Origin of the sequence: Klebsiella sp. JB_Kp042 (assembly GCF_040065275.1) — a bacterium.
GTDB lineage: Bacteria > Pseudomonadota > Gammaproteobacteria > Enterobacterales > Enterobacteriaceae > Klebsiella > Klebsiella quasipneumoniae.
In genome coordinates this window covers 120,596-135,465 of the sequence record NZ_JBEAJL010000015.1, presented here as the reverse complement: position 1 = coordinate 135,465, position 14,870 = coordinate 120,596, and the positions used below count along the sequence as shown (strand labels likewise).

Below are 14,870 nucleotides of genomic sequence, written 5' to 3'. Positions count from 1 at the left end.
GGACACTGAAAAATGTGTCCACCCTACGCCTAAAGTCAGGCAAAAAAAACCTGGAATAATCCGGGTCTCAGGCCAGCTCCCCTCTCACCAGGGGAACAAAGCGAACGGCCTCGACGGTATCAATGATAAATTCGTTGCCCCGGCGACGGATCCGTTTGAGGAACTGATGCTCCTCGCCGACCGGCAGTACCAGCACGCCGTCGTCATCCAGCTGCGCCAGCAGCGCGGTCGGTATTTCCGGCGGCGCCGCCGTCACAATAATGGCATCAAACGGCGCCCGCGCCTGCCAACCTTGCCACCCATCGCCATGACGGGTTGAAACATTATGTAAATCAAGTTGTTTCAGGCGACGACGCGCCTGCCACTGTAAACTCTTAATTCGCTCTACCGAGCAAACGTGATGCACCAGGTGCGCCAGGATGGCGGTCTGGTAACCGGAACCGGTGCCGATCTCCAGCACCCGCGACTCCGGCGTCAGCGCCAGCAGCTCGGTCATCCGCGCCACCATGTACGGCTGGGAGATGGTTTGCCCCTGGCCAATCGGCAGCGCGGTGTTTTCCCACGCTTTATGTTCAAAGGCTTCATCAACAAATTTTTCGCGCGGGACGCGCGCGATCGCCTCGAGGACACGTTCATCGACGATGCCCTGCGTGCGCAGTTGATTCAACAAACTTTCAACACGTTTACTTACCATTGCCTGTCAACCCCGACACGTTCCAGCCAATCGGTGACCACCTCATGCGCCTGATGGGCGGTTAAATCGACGTGCAATGGCGTAACGGAAACATAGCCTTCATCCACTGCCGCAAAATCGGTGCCCGGCCCGGCGTCGCGCTTATCGCCCGGCGGGCCAATCCAGTAAAGGGTATTGCCGCGCGGATCCTTTTGCGGGATCACCTGGTCGGCAGGATGGCGATTGCCGCAGCGGGTCACGCGGATACCTTTGATCTGGTCAAGGGGCAGGTCCGGGACATTGACGTTGAGGATCCGCCCGGTGCGCAGCGGTTCACGGCTGAGTCCGCGCAGGAGAGTGCAGGTCACCGCCGCGGCGGTGTCGTAGTGTTGATAGCCATTGAGCGACACGGCCAGCGCGGGGAACCCCAGATGGCGGCCTTCCATCGCCGCCGCCACGGTGCCGGAGTAAATGACGTCATCGCCCAGGTTGGGCCCGGCGTTGATTCCGGAAACGACGATGTCCGGACGCGGGCGCATCAGCGCGTTCACGCCAAGGTAGACGCAGTCCGTCGGCGTCCCCATCTGGACGGCGATATCGCCATTTTCATAGGTAAAGGTGCGCAGTGACGATTCCAGCGTCAGCGAATTCGAAGCCCCGCTGCGGTTACGATCGGGTGCAACCACCTGGACCTCGGCAAACTCCCTTAAGGCCTTCGCCAGGGTCTGTATCCCCGGCGCATGGATCCCGTCATCGTTACTCAGCAATATTCGCATAGTCACCCGTTGTATTGATAAGCTCCCTGACCACGCTGGTGGCGAAGCTGCCCGCCGGCAGCCAGAAACGCAGTTCAACGGTTACATCATCCCACCAGTTCCAGCTCAGCTGCTGCGGATAGAGGAGCATCGCCCGGCGCGCCGCCTCGACTTTCTCCCGCACCAGCAGTGTCTGCAGCAAGGTTTCCTCGGCGATGGCGGCCTGCTCGGCGGCCAGAGCGTCGCGCTGGCTTCCCCAGTCGCCGCTGCCCGGCAGCGCAGCCGTGATCATCAGTTCGCGGTTATGCACCCGCGCCTGCGAAACCTCGAGTTCTTCCGGTGTGACGACAAACCAGCTCCCACGCCCCGCTAATTGTAGCGCATCGCCATCAACAACCTGATTAAATTCCGTTTTTTTTAATCTAATACTGACTTGCTGATTAAACAACGCGCTGCGGGCCGCCGACAACCAAAAACTGCGCTTATTGCGATCGCGCACCGGCGCGCCGCTCTCCGCCCAGCGCAGCGCGCCCTGCAGATTGCTGCCGCCGATGCCAAAGCGCTGAGCGCCGAAATAGTTCGGCACGCCCCGTTCAGCGATGGCCTGCAGACGCGTCTCCACCTCCTGGCGATCGCTTACCTCGCGCAGGATCAGGGTAAACTGGTTGCCCTTCAGCGCGCCTAATCGCAGCTTACGCTTATGGCGGGCATATTCCAGTACCTGGCAGCCCTCGAGCTGAAATTTGCTCAGATCCGGCATCTCTTTGCCGGGCACCCGGGCGCACAGCCACTGCTCGGTGACGGCGTGCTTATCTTTTTGCCCGGCGAAGCTCACTTCACGGGCATGGATTTTGAGGAATTTCGCCAGCGCATCGGCGACAAAGCGTGTATTGCAGCCGTTTTTGAGGATCCGCACCAGCACGTGCTCGCCTTCGCCGTCCGGGGCGAAGCCCAGGTCTTCCACCACCAGGAAATCTTCCGGATTGGCTTTCAGCAGCCCGCTGCTCTGCGGCTTGCCGTGCAGCCAGGTCAGTTGGTCAAAGGCGATCATTTGTCGGCCTTACGCAGCAGCGCGACCGCTTCGCAGGCGATCCCTTCCCCGCGGCCGGTGAAGCCCAGCTTCTCGGTGGTGGTCGCTTTCACGTTGACGTCGTCCATATGGCAGCCGAGATCTTCAGCGATAAAAACGCGCATCTGCGGGATATGCGGCAGCATTTTCGGCGCCTGGGCGATAATGGTGACGTCGACGTTGCCGAGCGTATAGCCTTTGGCCTGGATGCGGCGCCACGCTTCGCGCAGCAGTTCGCGGCTGTCGGCGCCTTTAAACGCCGGATCGGTATCCGGGAACAGCTTGCCAATATCGCCGAGCGCCGCGGCGCCCAGCAGCGCATCGGTCAGCGCATGCAGCGCGACGTCGCCGTCGGAGTGGGCCAGCAGCCCTTTTTCATAAGGAATGCGTACCCCGCCAATGATGATTGGGCCTTCACCGCCAAAAGCGTGTACGTCAAAACCATGTCCAATTCGCATTAAGCTTTCTCCTGGTGTCGGGAACGGGTGAGGTAAAATTCCGCCAGCGCCAGATCTTCCGGACGCGTCACTTTAATATTATCAGCGCGTCCGGCGACCAGCTGCGGATGGAAGCCGCAGTACTCCAGCGCCGAGGCTTCATCGGTGATGGTGGCCCCCTCGTTCAGCGCCCGGGTGAGGCAATCCACCAGCAGCTCGCGAGGGAAAAATTGCGGGGTGAGCGCGTGCCACAGGTCATTACGATCGACGGTATGGGCGACGGCGGTTTTGCCCGGCTCGGCGCGCTTCATGGTGTCGCGCACCGGCGCTGCGAGGATCCCGCCGACGCGGCTGGTTTCACAGAGTGCCAGCAGGCGGCTGAGGTCATCCTGATGCAGGCAGGGGCGCGCGGCGTCATGCACCAGCACCCACTGCGCCTCCGGCAACGCCTGCAGGCCGGCGAGCACCGAATCGGCGCGCTCGGCGCCGCCATCCACGACGGTAATTTGCGGGTGCTGGGCCAGCGGCAGCTGGCTGAAGCGCCGATCGCCGGGGCTGACGGCAATCACCACGCGCTGGACGCGCGGATCCGCCAGCAGCGCGGCGACCGCATGTTCGAGAATCGTTTTGTTACCGATTGAGAGATATTGTTTCGGGCATTCCGTTTGCATGCGGCGGCCAAAACCGGCTGCCGGCACCACGGCGCAAATGCCCGGAAAAGTGGCTGCCATGTTGTAATCCTGGGCCTGGTTATCGATTGTTCTGCTGTTGCCCCGATGCCTGGTTGCGTTTAGACGCATCCGGTACCAGACGATAGAAGGTTTCGCCCGGGCGGGTCATGCTGAGTTCATTGCGCGCACGCTCCTCGATCGCTTCCTGACCGCCGTTGAGGTCGTCAATTTCGGCAAACAGCTGATCGTTGCGTGCTTTTAATTTGGCGTTAGTCGCCTGCTGGGCGGTGACGTCGTCGTTAACCCGCGTGTAGTCATGCAGGCCGTTTTTACCGAACCACAGCGAATACTGTAGCCAGACCAGCAAAGCTAATAATAGCAGCGTTAGTTTACCCATCCTGCCCCCTGAAAAACGGCATCATCATCCCAAAACTCGCCCGGGTACGCTACCGGGGCGCGCGGACGATGCCGCGTAACGCGGGGACTGTACCATATTTTTGCTGCTGATACCCATGCTTGATTCATACCAGAAACGGGTTATCCCAACAGCCAGAGGAAGAGGAGCGCAAACATCAGCCCGACGGTCAGGATGGTCGCGCTGGCGCTATAGAGCAGTTTGCCATTGAGCAGAGAGTGCAGCGCAATACCGACCACCACCGCCACCGGCATCAACGCAAGGAAGAATGGCCAGGTGTAGAGAAGGAAGAAAAGTGTATTACTGCCATAGAGAAGGAAGGGAATACCCAGCGCCAGCAGCCATGAAATAAAGCCCACGGCAGCGCCCGACAAAGACCAGGTGGTCTCGTCGCCGGTCGCCGGAGGCGGTTCTGAACGAATAATACTGAGGTTCTGGGTATTGCGCATATCGAATCCTGTAGACCGGGCAACCGGCACCCCTCGATGCCGCTGCCGTTTCAGGATCTGATAATATCGCTCTGTTGCAGCAGGTCTAATAGTTGGTGCACCAAATTTGTTACCAATTGTTCACCATCCAGATGAATTTCCGCCTTTTCCGGTGCCTCATAGACCGAGTCTATACCGGTGAAATTGCGTAATTCCCCTGCCCGCGCCTTCTTATACAATCCTTTCGGATCCCGCGCCTCGCAGATGGCCAGCGGGGTATCGACGAACACTTCGATAAAGCGTCCCTCCCCCAGGCGCTCGCGCACCATCTGTCGCTCCGCGCGGTGCGGAGATATAAATGCCGTCAATACAACCAGCCCGGCATCGACCATCAGCCTGGCCACTTCACCGACGCGGCGAATGTTCTCTTTGCGATCCTCATCACTGAATCCCAGGTCGCTGCACAAGCCATGACGTACGTTATCGCCGTCCAGCAGATAGGTGCTGACGCCGCGCTCATGCAAGGCTTCCTCCAGCGCCCCGGCGACAGTGGATTTACCCGACCCCGAAAGGCCGGTAAACCACAGCACCACGCCGCGATGGCCGTGATGCTGTTCCCGCTGCTGCTGGGTCACAGGATGGGCATGCCAGACGACGTTTTCGTCATGCTGGGCCATTATTTGCCTCCCAGCAGGTCGCGGGCGTCCCAGTGCGGGAAGTGTTTGCGGATCAGCTGGTTCAGTTCCAGCTCGAAAGCGCTGTACTGCGATGCCGACGTCGGCGCCTGCAGGTGCGGCTCGTTGACCATCCCGGCGCCGACGGTGACGTTGGTCAGACGATCGATAAAGATAAGCCCGCCGGTCACCGGGTTTTGCTGATAGGGATCCAGCACTAAAGGTTCGTCAAAGGTCAGCTCCACCAGCCCGATGCCGTTCAGCGGCAGAGACTCGACTTCACGCTGGGTCAGGTTGTTAATATCCACCTGGTAACGGATAGCATCCACGCGGGCGCGGGTCTTCTTACCGGCGATTTTGATGTCGTAGCTCTGCCCCGGGGTCAACGCCTGCTCGGCCATCCACACCACGTCGATGCTGGCGCTTTGCACCGCCGGCAGCGTGGCTTGCGCGTCAACCAGCAGGTCGCCGCGGCTGATGTCGATTTCATCTTTCAGCACAATGGTAATGGCTTCCCCGGCGGCGGCTTCCTGCAGATCGCCGTCGAAGGTGACGATACGCGCCACGCTCGACTCGACGCCCGACGGCAGCACCTTCAGACGCTGGCCGACCTGCACGGTGCCGGAGGCGACCGTACCGGAGAAGCCGCGGAAATCGAGGTTCGGACGGTTAACATACTGCACCGGGAAGCGCAGCGGTTGGCTCTCCACTACCCGTTGGATCTCCACCGTTTCGAGGACTTCCAGCAGAGTCGGGCCGCTGTACCACGGCATGTTCGCGCTCTGGCTGGCGACATTATCGCCCTCCAGCGCCGACAGCGGCACAAAGCGAATATCGAGGTTGCCCGGCAGCTGCTCGGCAAAAGTCAGGTAAGCTTCACGGATCTCGTTGAAGCGCGCTTCGCTAAACTCGACGAGATCCATTTTGTTGACCGCCACCACCAGGTGTTTAATGCCCAGCAGGGTGGAGATAAAGCTGTGTCGGCGGGTCTGGTCGAGCACGCCTTTACGCGCGTCGATCAGCAGGATCGCCAGATCGCAAGTGGACGCGCCGGTGGCCATATTGCGGGTGTACTGCTCGTGCCCCGGGGTGTCGGCGATGATAAATTTGCGTTTTTCCGTCGAGAAGTAGCGATAGGCCACGTCGATGGTGATGCCCTGCTCGCGCTCGGCCTGCAGACCATCCACCAGCAGCGCCAGGTCCAGTTTTTCGCCCTGGGTGCCGTGACGCTTGCTGTCGTTGTGCAGCGAAGAGAGCTGATCTTCATAGATCTGGCGGGTATCGTGCAGCAGACGGCCAATCAGGGTGCTTTTACCGTCATCGACGCTGCCGCAGGTCAGAAAACGCAGCAGGCTCTTGTGCTGTTGCGCGTGCAGATAAGCTTCTACGCCGCCTTCATTGGCAATTTGTTGGGCAATGGTCGTGTTCATGGCGGCTCCTTAGAAATAACCCTGGCGTTTCTTCAGCTCCATCGAGCCGGCCTGGTCGCGATCGATGACGCGCCCCTGACGTTCGCTGGTGGTGGATACCAGCATCTCTTCAATAATTTCCGGCAGCGTCTGCGCTTCAGACTCCACTGCGCCGGTCAGCGGCCAGCAGCCGAGGGTACGGAAACGCACCATCCGTTTTTCAATCACTTCGCCCGGCTGCAGATCGATACGGTCGTCGTCGATCATCATCAGCATGCCGTCGCGCTCCAGCACCGGGCGCTCAGCGGCCAGATACAGCGGCACGATTTCGATGTTTTCCAGATAGATGTACTGCCAGATATCCAGCTCGGTCCAGTTGGAGAGCGGGAAGACGCGGATGCTTTCGCCTTTGTTAATCTGGCCGTTGTAGTTGTGCCACAGCTCCGGACGCTGGTTTTTCGGGTCCCAGCGGTGGAAGCGGTCGCGGAAGGAGTAGATGCGCTCTTTGGCGCGGGATTTCTCCTCATCACGCCGCGCGCCGCCGAATGCGGCGTCAAAGCCGTATTTGTTCAGCGCCTGCTTCAGCCCTTCGGTTTTCATGATATCGGTATGCTTGGCGCTGCCGTGGACGAACGGGTTGATGCCCATCGCCACCCCTTCCGGGTTTTTATGCACCAGCAGCTCGCAGCCATAGGCTTTGGCAGTACGGTCGCGGAACTCATACATCTCACGGAATTTCCAGCCGGTATCGACGTGCAGCAGCGGGAACGGCAGGGTTCCCGGATAAAACGCTTTGCGCGCCAGATGCAGCATTACGCTGGAATCTTTCCCGATGGAGTACATCATCACCGGGTTAGCAAATTCGGCGGCCACCTCACGAATAATATGGATGCTTTCCGCCTCCAGTTGCCGCAGGTGAGTGAGTCGTTTTTGGTCCATAACCGTTCCTTAAGCCAGATTGACCACCGAAGAGTTAAACCCCTCGGCGGATGATGTATGTTGAAACCAGGCGAGCTGCTGATGCAGCTGCACCACTTCGCCGACCACCAGCAGAGCGGGCATCGGGGCGTCTTTCGCCAGGTGTTCGAGTTGTTGCAATGTGCCGGTTATCGTCTGCTGATCGTCACGGGTACCGCGGGAAATCATCGCTACCGGCGTATTACTGTCGCGACCGTGGGCGATCAGCTGGGCGCTGATTTCCGCCGCCTTCATGGTGCCCATGTAAATGGCCAACGTCTGTTGGCTCTTCGCCAGCAGCGCCCAGTCGAAGGGAGCGCTGTCCGGCTTATAGTGCCCGGTGACAAAGACGGCGCTTTGCGCATAATCGCGATGGGTCAGTGGAATACCGGCGTAGGCCGTCGCGCCGGCGGCGGCAGTGACGCCAGGCACCACCTGGAACGGGATGCCCGCGGCGGCGGCAGCCTGCAGCTCTTCTGCGCCGCGGCCAAAAATAAACGGATCCCCGCCCTTCAGACGCACGACGGTTTTCCCCGCCTTCGCCGCCTCCACCAGCAGCTGATTGGTTTCATGCTGCGGCACCGAGTGCTCGCCGGCGCGCTTACCGACGCAAACCAGCTCGGCATCGCGGCGCACCAGTTCGAGAACCGGCTGGGTCACCAGATGGTCGTGGAAAACCACGTCCGCCTGCTGGATCGCCTGCAGGCCACGCAGGGTCAGCAGCCCGGCATCGCCCGGTCCGGCCCCCACCAGAATAATTTCACCTGTTTCGCGTTCAGGCTTATCCAGCTCATCCTGCAGCGCTTTTTCCGCCTCCGCAGCGTTGCCCGCCACCATCAGGCTGGCGAAGCGGCCGGTAAAGACCCGCTCCCAAAAGCGGCGACGCGCTTCGGTGGTCGTCAGACGGGTTTTCAGATGATTGCGCCAGTAGCTCGCCGATTCCGCCAGACGCCCGAGGTTCGTCGGCAGCAGCGCTTCGATTTTTTCGCGCAGAATACGCGACAGCACCGGCGCTTTCCCGCTGGAGGAGATCGCCACCAGCAGCGGCGAACGGTCGACGATAGAAGGGAAGACAAACGAGCAGAGCGCCTGGTTATCCACTACGTTGACCAGCCGGTAGCGCGCGTTTGCCGCCGCAAACACCCGCTGGTTAAGCGCCTCGTCCTCCGTGGCGGCAATCACCAGAAAGACATCATCCACCAGAGCGTCGCTAAATTCCGTCGCCCGCCAGCTAAGCGCCTGGCGCGCCGCCAGATCGGCCAGCGCCGGAGACAGCGTCCCGGCGACCACCTGCACCTGCGCCTGGGCGCGCAGCAGAAACTTGATCTTGCGTTCAGCAATCTCACCGCCGCCGATCACCAGCACGGGCCTTTGTTTCAGTTCGGCAAAAAGGGGCAAGTAATCCACGGGGTAACAACTCTCTTACAATCAGCGATACTGCGACTATAGGGTGCGCCTTAGAGCAAATGAAATTACGAAATGGAATGAGTTGTGACACAAAGGAATAACGCGGTGGAAATCTAAATATCAAAAAGTGCTTAACACGCTATTTTTCCGCTATTTAAGAGCAATTGAAATTGTTTAACCGCGGTCACAGTTTCATACTGTACGCGTCAAATTGTCTCGTTCGTGTAAGGACCCCTTATGTTTTCCGCGTTGTGCCGCCGTCTGCTTCCGCTGGCGCTCGGCACCGGTTTTGTTTTCGCCGCCGCCCCCGCATTCAGCGCGCTGGGCGACACCGCCAGTAGTCAGGCTCGCCATATCGCCACCGTCTTCCCGGGACGAATGACCGGAACGCCCCCGGAAATGCTCTCAGCTGACTATCTGCGTCAGCAGTTCGCCCGGATGGGCTATCAGAGCGACGTGCGGAGCTTCAATACCCGCTACATCTATACCGACAGCAACCAGCGTAAAAACTGGCATAACGTCACCGGCAGTACGGTGATCGCCGCCCATGAAGGCCAGTCTCGCCAGCAAATCATCATCATGGCGCACCTCGATACCTACGCGCCGCAGAGCGATAAAGACGTCGAAAACAACCTCGGCGGCCTGACGCTGCAGGGAATTGACGACAACGCGATGGGGCTCGGGGTGATGCTGGAGCTGGCGGAGCATTTAAAGAACGTCCCCACCCGCTATGGCATTCGCTTTATCGCCACCAGCGGCGAAGAGGAAGGTCGTCTCGGCGCGCAAAACCTGCTGCAGCGGATGAGCGAGGCGGAAAAGAAAAATACCCTGCTGGTGATCAATCTCGATAACCTGGTGGTGGGCGATAAGCTTTACTTCAACAGCGGCCGCCGCACGCCGGCCTCGGTGCGCAAGCTGACCCGCGATCGCGCGCTGGCTATCGCCCGCAGCAAAGGCATCGCCGCCTACACCAATCCGGGACTCAATCCGGCTTACCCGAAAGGCACCAGCTGCTGTAATGACGCCAGCGTCTTCGACAACGCGGGGATCCCGGTGCTGTCGGTCGAAGCGACCAACTGGTCATTAGGCAAGAAAGATGGCTATCAGCAGCGGAGCAAATCGCGCAGCTTCCCGCAGGGAATCAGCTGGCATGACGTTCAGCTGGATAATCAGCAATATATCGACAACGCGCTGCCAGGACGGATCGAGCATCGCGGGCGCGATGTCGTGAAAGTGATGCTGCCGCTGGTGAAAGAGCTGGCGAAGGTAGAGAAGAAAAGCTGACGGATGCAAATGAACACGCGGCATCACCCGCGTGTTCTCTTTCACACTATTCCCTGAGGAAGCGCTAATCAACCCTCGTGCAATCCGCACTCGCGTTTAAGCCCGAAGAACCGGGTCTCTTCTTCTGCCATGCCCGGCTCCCATTTGCGGGTGGTGTGGGTATCGCCTACCGACAGATACCCCTGATCCCACAGCGGATGGTATTTCAGCCCATGCTTTTGCAGATACTGATACACCGTCCGGTTATCCCAGTCGATAATCGGCAACACCTTGAACACTCCGCGCTGGACCGCCAGCACCGGAAGCGTCGCCCGACTGCCCGACTGCTCGCGGCGCAGACCGGCAAACCACGTCTGCGCGTTCAGCTCTTTCAGCGCCCGGTTCATCGGTTCAACCTTGTTGATCTCATTGTATTTCTCAATGCCCTCAACGCCCTGCTCCCACAGCTTGCCGTAGCGCGCCTCCTGCCAGGCCGCGCTTTCGGCCGCGCGGTAGACCTTCAGGTTCAGCTTGAGCTTGTCCGTCAGTTCGTCAATAAACTGGTAGGTTTCCGGGAACAGGTAACCGGTATCGGTGAGGATCACCGGAATGTCCGGGCGGATTTGATTCACCAGGTGCAAACTCACCGCCGCCTGAATACCAAAGCTTGACGACAGCACATAGTCTCCCGGCAGGTTTTCCAGCGCCCAGGCCACACGCCCTTCGGCGTCGAGCTTTTCCAGTTGGGCGTTGGTTTCCGCGAGTGCCAGAATGCGTTCCACTTTCGGCAATGCATTAAGCGCGTTTAGATCGAGTACGGACATAAGAACCTCGTTTGCCTGTTTTGCCGGGCGGCACTGCGTTTGCCCGGCCTACGGGTTTTACAGGCCCGGATCGCTACGCGCCACCGGGCACCAGGATGTTACTCCCAGAAATCGCGGGCTGGATCGAGCACCGGGCGAATGATGCCCGCACGCACCGTAAAGTCGCCGAAGCCTTCACCCGCTTCGCGCTCTTTCGCCCAGCGCCCAACCAGTTGGTCTAGCGAGTCGAGAATTTCCGACTCGGTAATGTTCTCACGGTACATCCGCGGGATGCGGGTGCCGCTGCGGTTACCGCCGATGTGCAGGTTATAGCGGCCTGGCGCTTTCCCCACCAGCCCCACTTCCGCCAGCATCGCGCGGCCGCAGCCGTTCGGACAGCCGGTGACGCGGGTGACGATATGCTCATCGCTCACGCCATGCTTGCTCATCACCCCTTCCACCTTGTCGATAAACGACGGCAGGAAACGCTCGGCTTCCGCCATCGCCAGCGGGCAGGTCGGGAAGGAGACGCAGGCCATTGAGTTTTCGCGCTGCGGGGTGACGGCATTCATCAGACCATGATCCCGCGCCAGCTTCTCGATCCGCGCCTTCTGATCTTCCGGTACGCTGGCGACGATCAGGTTCTGATTGGCGGTGATGCGGAATTCGCCCTGATGGATCTTAGCAATCTCCAGCAGACCGGTTTTCAGCGGGCGCCCCGGATAATCCAGAATGCGGCCGTTTTCAATAAACAGCGTCAGGTGCCATTTATCATCAATCCCCTTCACCCAGCCGATGCGGTCGCCGCGGCCGGTGAATTCGTACGGGCGGATCGGCTCAAACTTAATGCCTGCCCGGCGCTCCACTTCCGCCTTAAAGGTTTCAACGCCAACGCGCTCAAGGGTGTACTTGGTTTTCGCATTCTTACGGTCGGTACGGTTACCCCAGTCGCGCTGGGTAGTCACGACCGCTTCCGCCACCGCCAGAGTATGCTCCAGCGGCAGAAAACCGAATTCGCTCGCCGTGCGGGCGTAGGTTTTTTTGTTACCGTGTTCGATAGAAAGACCGCCGCCCACCAGCAGGTTAAAGCCCACCAGCTTGCCGTTTTCGGCGATCGCCACGAAGTTCATGTCGTTGGCGTGCAGATCGATATCGTTCTGCGGCGGGATCACCACCGTGGTTTTAAACTTACGCGGCAGATAGGTCTGACCGAGGATCGGCTCTTCGTCAGTGGTGGCGACCTTTTTCTGATCCAGCCAGATCTCGGCATAGGCGCGGGTGCGCGGCAGCAAATGCTCGGAGATCTTTTTCGCCCACTCGTAGGCCTCAGCGTGCAGCTGCGATTCGTACGGGTTGGAGGTGCACAGCACGTTACGGTTCATATCGTTGGCGGTGGCCAGCGCGTCCAGCCCCACCGAGTGCAGCATCTGATGCACCGGCTTGACGTTCTTTTTCAGAATGCCGTGAAACTGGAAAGTCTGCCGGTTGGTCAGGCGAATACTGCCGTAAATGGTGTTCTCGGCGGCAAACTTATCGATCGCCTTCCACTGGGTGGTGGTGATCACCCCGCCCGGCAGACGGCAGCGCAGGAGCATCGCATGACGCGGCTCCAGCTTCTGAGCGGCGCGCTCCGCGCGGATATCGCGATCGTCCTGCTGGTACATACCGTGGAAACGGATCAGCAGGAAGTTATCGCCTTTAAAACCGCCGGTCAGACCGTCGTTTAAATCTTCCGCAATGGTGCCGCGCAGGTAGTTGCTCTCGAGCTTCATACGCTCGGCATCGGTCAGTTTACCTTCGACCACTAAAGGCCCCGGATGTTTTTCGCTCATTAGTAGACATCTCGCTGATAACGGCGCTCAACGCGCAGCTCACTTAAAAATTCGTCCGCCGCTTCGGCGTCCATCGCGCCGTATTCGGCAATCACTTCCAGTAAAGTCTGTTCCACGTCTTTCGCCATACGATTGGCGTCGCCGCAGACATAAATGTGGGCGCCATCATTGATCCAGCGCCACAGCTCAGCCCCCTGCTCACGCAGTTTGTCCTGCACATAGATTTTTTGTTGTTGATCGCGGGACCAGGCCAGATCGATACGGGTCAGCAGACCCTCTTTCACATAGCTCTGCCACTCCACCTGATAGAGGAAATCTTCGGTGAAGTGCGGGTTGCCGAAGAACAGCCAGTTCTTACCTGGCGCCCCGTCCGCTGCGCGCTGCTGCATGAAGGCGCGGAACGGCGCAATACCGGTGCCAGGGCCAATCATGATCACCGGCGTCTCCGGGTTAGCCGGCAGACGGAAGTTGTCGTTGTGCTCGATAAAGACGCGGACTTCGCCATCCTCTTCCACGCGGTCGGCGAGGAAGCTGGAGGCGCCGCCAGCCCGGGCGCGGCCTTCGATGTCATAGCGCACCACGCCCACGGTGACATGCACTTCGCTCTCCACTTCCGCCTGCGAGGAGGCAATAGAGTACAGACGCGGCGTCAGCGGGCGCAGCAGACCGATTAACGCCTCGGCGTCCAGCTGCGCGGGGGAGAAACGGACCATATCGACGATCGGCGTCGCGGCGGCATACTGCTGCAGTTGAGCTTTATCGCCCACCAGCGGCAGCAGCGATTCGCTGCGGGTCAGGGTGGCGTAGTTTTCGACGATAGTCGCGGTGTTAACCGTCAGCTCAAAATGCCACTGCAGGGCTTCCGCCAGCGGCAGGGTTTTGCCCTCGACGGTCACCGGCTCGTCGCCTTTCAGCCACAGCAGCTCCACCAGCTCTTTCACCAGCTGAGGATCGTTTTGATACCAGACGCCCAGGGCGTCGCCCGGCTGATAGCGCAGACCGGAATCACCGAGGTCAATTTCGATATGGCGTACATCTTTTTCTGAATCGCGGCCGGTGATTTTCTGGTTGACCGACAGGGTCGCCGTCAGCGGAGCCTCTTTGGTGTAGGGACTGGTGTGAATGTCGTTCACTGCGCCGCTGGCGGACAGCTGAGCGGGCGCGGCGACCGGCGCACGGGCCTTAAGCACCTCAACGACGCGCGCGCGCCATTCAGCGGCCGCGGCCTGATATTCAACGTCGGCGTCGACGCGATCGAGCAGGCGTTCCGCGCCAAGTTCGGCCAGCTTGCTGTCGAAATCTTTGCCGGACTGGCAGAAGAATTCATAAGAGGTATCGCCGAGGCCAAAGACGGCGAATGCGGTCCCGTCCAGCTTCGGCGCTTTCTTCGAGAACAGGAACTTATGCAATGCGACCGCTTCTTCCGGCGGCTCACCTTCCCCCTGGGTGGAGGTCACGACCACCAGCAGTTTTTCAGCAGCAATTTGTTTGAATTTATAATCGCCTGCATTCACCAGCTTCACGTTCAGCTTCGCCGCCAGCAGATCGTCGCGCAGCGCTTCGGCGACGCGGCGAGCGTTGCCGGTTTGCGAGGCGGAAATCAGCGTGATCGTCGGGACCTCGGCGGCCGGGGCGGGAGCGGCGGCTGCCGCGCCGGACTGCTGATTCAGCACGCCCCAGAAATAGCCAGACACCCAGGCGAGCTGAGTGGGCGTGAAGTCAGTGGTGGCCGCCTGAAGGCGCGCCAGTTGCTCCGGGTTGAGCGGCAGCAAGTTGGAAGGTGGGGCCTGTGTCGTCATGCGTCGTTTGTTCCAGTAAGCAAAGCTGTTATTCGCACCCTGTCAGCGCGACAAAAACAGAAGAGAATAGAAGGTTAACGGCGGGCATAGTAACAATTAAAGAAGGGATGGAAATAATAAATAACCAAATGGACTAACCTGTTTTAGTTGTAGTTATTAACAACAAAATCGATTAAATAACTATTTGAAATATCACAACTTAATTCACTTAACCCAGATAAATGTGTCGATTTTCTGTTCAGGGCCGTTTTAGTTAATGCGAAAAAATGTACTTTCCG

At 59.5% G+C, this 14,870-nt stretch carries 15 protein-coding genes; 1 reads left to right on the top strand and 14 read right to left on the bottom strand.

Annotated elements, in window-relative coordinates:
- Nucleotides 1–67: 67 nt before the first annotated feature.
- From ABLV54_RS04915 to cysG, 11 genes are all read right to left on the bottom strand, one after another.
- On the bottom strand, nt 68–694 hold the full coding sequence (locus ABLV54_RS04915) for a protein-L-isoaspartate(D-aspartate) O-methyltransferase (RefSeq protein ID WP_101881244.1): 627 nt from the start codon (nt 692–694) through the stop codon (nt 68–70).
- Nucleotides 688–1,449, bottom strand: coding sequence for a 5'/3'-nucleotidase SurE (surE, locus tag ABLV54_RS04910; protein WP_004205600.1), 762 nt, complete (start codon nt 1,447–1,449; stop codon nt 688–690). Before surE ends, ABLV54_RS04915 begins: the two co-directional genes overlap by 7 nt.
- Entirely contained in the window at nt 1,430–2,479 is a 1,050-nt protein-coding gene (gene truD / locus ABLV54_RS04905) for a tRNA pseudouridine(13) synthase TruD (protein ID WP_032453903.1), read from the bottom strand. The genes surE and truD overlap by 20 nt, the downstream gene beginning before the upstream one ends.
- A complete protein-coding gene (ispF, locus tag ABLV54_RS04900) occupies nt 2,476–2,955 on the bottom strand; it encodes a 2-C-methyl-D-erythritol 2,4-cyclodiphosphate synthase (RefSeq protein ID WP_004181093.1) in 480 nt (159 codons plus the stop codon). The genes truD and ispF overlap by 4 nt, the downstream gene beginning before the upstream one ends.
- Entirely contained in the window at nt 2,955–3,665 is a 711-nt protein-coding gene (gene ispD, locus ABLV54_RS04895; RefSeq protein ID WP_017899180.1) for a 2-C-methyl-D-erythritol 4-phosphate cytidylyltransferase, read from the bottom strand. The genes ispF and ispD overlap by 1 nt, the downstream gene beginning before the upstream one ends.
- 19 nt (nt 3,666–3,684) lie before the next feature.
- A complete protein-coding gene (gene ftsB / locus ABLV54_RS04890; protein ID WP_002915156.1) occupies nt 3,685–4,002 on the bottom strand; it encodes a cell division protein FtsB in 318 nt (105 codons plus the stop codon).
- A gap of 140 nt (nt 4,003–4,142) precedes the next feature.
- Nucleotides 4,143–4,469, bottom strand: coding sequence for a DUF3561 family protein (locus ABLV54_RS04885; protein ID WP_004205590.1), 327 nt, complete (start codon nt 4,467–4,469; stop codon nt 4,143–4,145).
- 50 nt (nt 4,470–4,519) lie between these two features.
- Nucleotides 4,520–5,125: an adenylyl-sulfate kinase gene (cysC, locus tag ABLV54_RS04880; RefSeq protein ID WP_002915158.1), complete on the bottom strand. Its 606-nt coding sequence runs from the start codon at nt 5,123–5,125 to the stop codon at nt 4,520–4,522.
- Complete coding sequence (gene cysN, locus ABLV54_RS04875; protein ID WP_023290822.1) at nt 5,125–6,552, bottom strand: sulfate adenylyltransferase subunit CysN; 1,428 nt, start codon at nt 6,550–6,552, stop codon at nt 5,125–5,127. The genes cysC and cysN overlap by 1 nt, the downstream gene beginning before the upstream one ends.
- 9 nt (nt 6,553–6,561) lie before the next feature.
- Entirely contained in the window at nt 6,562–7,470 is a 909-nt protein-coding gene (gene cysD, locus ABLV54_RS04870; protein WP_048335130.1) for a sulfate adenylyltransferase subunit CysD, read from the bottom strand.
- A 9-nt stretch (nt 7,471–7,479) separates the two neighbouring features.
- A complete protein-coding gene (gene cysG / locus ABLV54_RS04865) occupies nt 7,480–8,886 on the bottom strand; it encodes a siroheme synthase CysG (protein WP_164481540.1) in 1,407 nt (468 codons plus the stop codon).
- Between the two features lie 246 nt (nt 8,887–9,132).
- Here cysG and ABLV54_RS04860 point away from each other — a divergent pair, with 246 nt between their 5' ends.
- Complete coding sequence (locus tag ABLV54_RS04860) at nt 9,133–10,179, top strand: aminopeptidase (RefSeq protein WP_032453906.1); 1,047 nt, start codon at nt 9,133–9,135, stop codon at nt 10,177–10,179.
- Between the two features lie 68 nt (nt 10,180–10,247).
- Here ABLV54_RS04860 and cysH read toward each other — a convergent pair whose 3' ends face one another.
- The 3 genes from cysH to cysJ form a co-directional block, all read right to left on the bottom strand.
- A complete protein-coding gene (gene cysH / locus ABLV54_RS04855; protein ID WP_004205586.1) occupies nt 10,248–10,982 on the bottom strand; it encodes a phosphoadenosine phosphosulfate reductase in 735 nt (244 codons plus the stop codon).
- Nucleotides 10,983–11,080: 98 nt separating this feature from the next.
- Complete coding sequence (cysI, locus tag ABLV54_RS04850) at nt 11,081–12,793, bottom strand: assimilatory sulfite reductase (NADPH) hemoprotein subunit (RefSeq protein WP_101881246.1); 1,713 nt, start codon at nt 12,791–12,793, stop codon at nt 11,081–11,083.
- Nucleotides 12,793–14,592, bottom strand: coding sequence for an NADPH-dependent assimilatory sulfite reductase flavoprotein subunit (cysJ, locus tag ABLV54_RS04845; protein WP_048335134.1), 1,800 nt, complete (start codon nt 14,590–14,592; stop codon nt 12,793–12,795). Before cysJ ends, cysI begins: the two co-directional genes overlap by 1 nt.
- Nucleotides 14,593–14,870: the final 278 nt, after the last annotated feature.

What these genes read in the sequence shown, in the direction of transcription:
- truD (WP_032453903.1), bottom strand. Translation starts at nt 2,479, where the DNA reads ATGATCGCCTTTGACCAACTGACCTGGCTGCACGGCAAGCCGCAGAGC.
- cysD (WP_048335130.1), bottom strand. Translation starts at nt 7,470, where the DNA reads ATGGACCAAAAACGACTCACTCACCTGCGGCAACTGGAGGCGGAAAGC.
- ftsB (WP_002915156.1), bottom strand. Translation starts at nt 4,002, where the DNA reads ATGGGTAAACTAACGCTGCTATTATTAGCTTTGCTGGTCTGGCTACAG.
- ABLV54_RS04860 (WP_032453906.1), top strand. Translation starts at nt 9,133, where the DNA reads ATGTTTTCCGCGTTGTGCCGCCGTCTGCTTCCGCTGGCGCTCGGCACC.
- ABLV54_RS04885 (WP_004205590.1), bottom strand. Translation starts at nt 4,469, where the DNA reads ATGCGCAATACCCAGAACCTCAGTATTATTCGTTCAGAACCGCCTCCG.
- ispD (WP_017899180.1), bottom strand. Translation starts at nt 3,665, where the DNA reads ATGGCAGCCACTTTTCCGGGCATTTGCGCCGTGGTGCCGGCAGCCGGT.
- cysH (WP_004205586.1), bottom strand. Translation starts at nt 10,982, where the DNA reads ATGTCCGTACTCGATCTAAACGCGCTTAATGCATTGCCGAAAGTGGAA.
- cysJ (WP_048335134.1), bottom strand. Translation starts at nt 14,592, where the DNA reads ATGACGACACAGGCCCCACCTTCCAACTTGCTGCCGCTCAACCCGGAG.
- surE (WP_004205600.1), bottom strand. Translation starts at nt 1,449, where the DNA reads ATGCGAATATTGCTGAGTAACGATGACGGGATCCATGCGCCGGGGATA.
- ABLV54_RS04915 (WP_101881244.1), bottom strand. Translation starts at nt 694, where the DNA reads ATGGTAAGTAAACGTGTTGAAAGTTTGTTGAATCAACTGCGCACGCAG.
- cysC (WP_002915158.1), bottom strand. Translation starts at nt 5,125, where the DNA reads ATGGCCCAGCATGACGAAAACGTCGTCTGGCATGCCCATCCTGTGACC.
- cysN (WP_023290822.1), bottom strand. Translation starts at nt 6,552, where the DNA reads ATGAACACGACCATTGCCCAACAAATTGCCAATGAAGGCGGCGTAGAA.
- ispF (WP_004181093.1), bottom strand. Translation starts at nt 2,955, where the DNA reads ATGCGAATTGGACATGGTTTTGACGTACACGCTTTTGGCGGTGAAGGC.
- cysI (WP_101881246.1), bottom strand. Translation starts at nt 12,793, where the DNA reads ATGAGCGAAAAACATCCGGGGCCTTTAGTGGTCGAAGGTAAACTGACC.